Annotated in this window: 2 protein-coding genes, 4 tRNA genes and 1 pseudogene; 6 read left to right on the forward strand and 1 reads right to left on the reverse strand. The window is 42.3% G+C overall.

The features are described 5' to 3' along the window. Positions 1-259, forward strand: a pseudogene (locus B7C60_RS17350) (UDP-N-acetylmuramate dehydrogenase); the annotation flags it as partial. Next, positions 256-1,233 carry a bifunctional biotin--[acetyl-CoA-carboxylase] ligase/biotin operon repressor BirA gene (birA, locus tag B7C60_RS00565; RefSeq protein WP_099609991.1) on the forward strand — a complete coding sequence of 326 codons (978 nt, stop codon included), beginning with the start codon at positions 256-258 and terminating at the stop codon, positions 1,231-1,233. The pseudogene B7C60_RS17350 and the gene birA, both read left to right, overlap by 4 nt. Before the next feature lie 33 nt (positions 1,234-1,266). Here birA and coaA read toward each other — a convergent pair whose 3' ends face one another. After that, positions 1,267-2,190 (reverse strand): type I pantothenate kinase, encoded by a 924-nt coding sequence (gene coaA, locus B7C60_RS00570; protein WP_099609992.1) that lies wholly within the window; start codon positions 2,188-2,190, stop codon positions 1,267-1,269. Positions 2,191-2,394: 204 nt separating this feature from the next. On the opposite strand from coaA, the gene B7C60_RS00575 reads away from it, so the two are divergent. The 4 genes from B7C60_RS00575 (at position 2,395) to B7C60_RS00590 (ending at position 2,785) form a co-directional block, all read left to right on the forward strand. Further along, positions 2,395-2,470, forward strand: a tRNA-Thr gene (locus B7C60_RS00575). A gap of 31 nt (positions 2,471-2,501) precedes the next feature. After that, positions 2,502-2,586 (forward strand) — tRNA-Tyr (locus tag B7C60_RS00580). A 35-nt stretch (positions 2,587-2,621) separates the two neighbouring features. Next, positions 2,622-2,696: transfer RNA gene (locus tag B7C60_RS00585), tRNA-Gly, on the forward strand. Positions 2,697-2,709: 13 nt separating this feature from the next. Beyond that, positions 2,710-2,785 (forward strand) — tRNA-Thr (locus tag B7C60_RS00590). Positions 2,786-2,970 lie beyond the last annotated feature (185 nt).

Consider the following 2,970-nt stretch of genomic DNA (forward strand, 5'->3'; position numbering starts at 1 on the left):
AATGAAGGTCGCTGCAGGGTGGCTTATTGATCAAGCTGGTTTGAAAGGAAGCAGAGTCGGTGGTGCTCAAGTGCACACTAAACAGGCTTTGGTTATTGTCAATATTGCGAATGCGACATCAGATGATGTCATTCAGTTAGCGACTAAAGTTTGCCATGATGTTTTTGAAAAGTTTGGCATTGACTTAGAGCATGAAGTCCGCTTCATGGGGGCGAGAGAAGAAGTTAAACTGAGCGAATGGTCGGGAAATAATAAATGAGAGAATACAGTATAAAGTTAAGCTTATTAGATCGACTAGCTGATGGCGCATTTCATTCTGGGCAATCATTGGGCGAACAGTTGGGTATGTCTCGAGCCGCGATCAGTAAACATATTCAAGGCATTCAAGAGTGGGGGGTCGATATCTTCCGCGTGCAAGGTAAAGGTTACCAGTTGGCGGAACCTCTAACCTTATTAAATCAAAAGGTTATTCAATCTGAAGTGGAGAATACGGTTGAGCTTTGTCCTATTATTGATTCCACTAACCAGTATTTATTGGATCGCATAGGTCAATTAAACTCCGGTTCGGTTTGCCTTGCTGAATATCAGCAAAGCGGCCGAGGACGAAGAGGCCGCCAGTGGGTCTCTCCTTTTGGGGCGAACCTCTATTTCTCAATGTACTGGCGGTTAGATGCTGGTATGGCTGCTGCGGTGGGATTGAGTTTAGTCGTTGGAGTGGTTGTGGTGGAAGCGCTTGAACAAATGGGTTTTTCAGGTGTTAAGCTAAAGTGGCCAAATGATCTTTATTTTAAAGATAGAAAACTTGCAGGAATTTTAGTTGAGATGACTGGACAGGCTGGCGGAGCTGCGAACCTTGTCATTGGAATCGGTATGAACATTGCTATGCAAGAGAAAGAAAATGAAATTGATCAACCATGGACAAGTCTTGCACAAGTAAGTAAACAAAAGCGGATTGATCGTAATCAATTAGCGATACAATTGATTAAAGCGCTTAATGAAGCACTCCAACAGTATCAATATACAGGAATGCAAAATTTTGTAGAACGCTGGAATCGGTTAGATAATTTCATTGATCGCCAAGTTCGTCTCATTATCGGGCCTCAAGAAATTGTTGGAATAGAACGAGGTATTGACTCGCATGGCGGCGTGCTATTAGAAACGAAGCAAGGGATACAAAGTTATATCGGCGGAGAAATTTCGCTGCGCAAAAATGAACCGGACTTTCCAAACTAGGCTATCCAAACTAGGCTATTAGGTAAATCGGCGTTATTTGCGTAGTAACACATTCTCTACACTATGATGTAACCCCTTTCTTAAGATAAGCTGGGCTCGTTCTTTGGTTGGTAATATATTTTTTTGTAAATTTTTACCGTTAATCGATTGCCAAATATACTTTGCTTTAGCAATTGCCTCTGCTTCACTCAGCTGGGTATAGTGGCTAAAATAAGAGCCTGGTTTTTTAAATGCACCATGACGAAACTTCATAAAACGTTCCACGTACCACTTTTCGATCATCTCAGCGTCGGCATCTACATAAATTGAAAAATCTAAAAAGTCAGAGATAAACACACGGTGAGGGTCGTGAGGGTAATCCATCCCACTTTGTAGTACATTTAATCCTTCTATGATCAGTACATCTGGACGATCAACAACTTTCAACTCATCAGTAATATCATACGTAAGATGTGAATAGATCGGAGCGGTCACATTCGGCTGTCCAGCCTTGACTTCCGAAACAAATTCAACCAAGCGACGAATATCATAAGATTCAGGAAAGCCCTTTTTATGCATGATGTTGCGTTCATGTAGAATTTTATTAGGATATAAAAAACCATCGGTAGTAATCAGCTCGACTTTGGGATGATTGTCCCACCGAGACAGTAACGCGCGTAATAATCGTGCTGTTGTGCTTTTCCCTACCGCAACACTGCCAGCAATACCAATAATAAAGGGAGGGGCTTTTTCTGCATTACCGAGAAATTGGTTGAGCACCGTATTGCGACTTTGTCGAGCGGCTACATAAAGATTTAATAACCGTGCTAGCGGAAGATAAATCTCTACCGCCTCTTTCATCGTTAAACTTTCGTTAATACCTTGCAATTCTTGAAGATCACTTTCTGACAGTGTCATAGGCACTGAGTTACGTAGCTCAGCCCACTGGTGACGAGCAAAAGACAGATACGGACTCATAAATGTTTAATCGTATTATTAGAATGAGTGGGGAACATACAATATGCAGCTCATCTTGCAAATGAGAAACGCAGAAGAATTAGCGATTAAACTAAAAAATGTCTAAAAAAACAGCGAATAAATAAAAATAGAGTGAAAATTAATTTTTTTTCTAGATTAGGGTTGCAAGGTTGCAGATCATTCAATAGAATGCGCCCCACTTATGCCGACTTAGCTCAGTAGGTAGAGCAACTGACTTGTAATCAGTAGGTCACCAGTTCGATTCCGGTAGTCGGCACCATTCTTTTTCGGAAGAGTGATAAATAAATTTTGGAGGGGTTCCCGAGTGGCTAAAGGGAGCAGACTGTAAATCTGCCGGCTCCGCCTTCGATGGTTCGAATCCGTCCCCCTCCACCATATTCTTAAGGAAATAGCTCACAGAGTTACGTGTTGCGGGCATCGTATAATGGCTATTACCTCAGCCTTCCAAGCTGATGATGCGGGTTCGATTCCCGCTGCCCGCTCCACTCATTTTAGAGTGCTGATATAGCTCAGGTGGTAGAGCGCATCCTTGGTAAGGATGAGGTCGGCAGTTCGAGTCTGCCTATCAGCACCAGCTCTAAGCAAACATTTCCTTTTGATATATACTTTATTATTGAATTTTTGGTTGCGTGGTCATCAATAAGAGCCACCTAAATCCGTACCTAGAGGGACAACCCATGTCTAAAGCAAAATTTGAACGTACGAAACCGCACGTAAACGTTGGTACTATCGGCCACGTTGACCACGGTAAAACCACTC

Origin of the sequence: Vibrio fujianensis, from assembly GCF_002749895.1 — a bacterium.
Classification (GTDB): Bacteria; Pseudomonadota; Gammaproteobacteria; order Enterobacterales; family Vibrionaceae; genus Vibrio; species Vibrio fujianensis.